The 518-nt window shown below is 67.0% G+C and carries 2 protein-coding genes; one reads left to right on the top strand and one right to left on the bottom strand.

The features are described 5' to 3' along the window. A partial coding sequence (locus tag C9414_RS21095) for a hypothetical protein (RefSeq protein ID WP_181286208.1) occupies positions 1 to 236 on the top strand: 236 nt, incomplete at its 5' end. A 59-nt stretch (positions 237 to 295) separates the two neighbouring features. Here the strand turns inward: C9414_RS21095 and C9414_RS21090 are convergent. Next, positions 296 to 518, bottom strand: a 223-nt coding sequence (locus tag C9414_RS21090) for a TonB-dependent receptor (protein WP_142398091.1), incomplete at its 5' end; no start/stop codon positions are given.

The raw sequence follows: 518 nt of genomic DNA, 5'->3' as shown, positions 1-518 counted from the left end.
TCGGCGATGAGCGCTTCGCTCATGCCGCCTTCTACCAGGCCGAGGCGATCCTGCCACACGCGATCGACTGTGAGGGAGGCATCGCCTTTGCCGGGCCGGCACACTATCGCCTCTGCAACGACTTCGGCATGGGCGGCTCCGGCATTGGTGTGTTCCTGGATCGACTGCAGAACCGCCGCCGTCGCCTGCTGATGCTGGATGAACTGCTGGAGCCGTCGCCGACACCCGCCGCATGATCCTGCGACGTTGCCGGTGCGCTGCCCGGCAACGTCGCGTCCTGGACGGGCCAGGCGCCTCAGAAATCCATCGTCGCCGACAGCAGCACCGTTCTCGGCGCACCCAGTGCCAGGCTCGACAGCAGGGGCATGCCCCAGTACGCCTTGTTGGCCACGTTGTTCACCGTGGCACGCAGCGCAAACGGCCGGCCCGCCATCGTCGTGCTGTAGCGCGCGCCCACATCGAACAGCGTGCGGCCCGGCACCGACAGGCCGTTGTCTGCACTGATGTACTGCTTGGAC

The sequence above is a fragment of the Bacillus sp. Nf3 genome (assembly GCF_003028545.1).
Lineage (GTDB): Bacteria > Bacillota > Bacilli > Bacillales > Bacillaceae > Bacillus > Bacillus safensis.
Note: the sequence above shows the minus strand (reverse complement) of the source record. Positions and strands in the feature narration are given on the sequence as shown.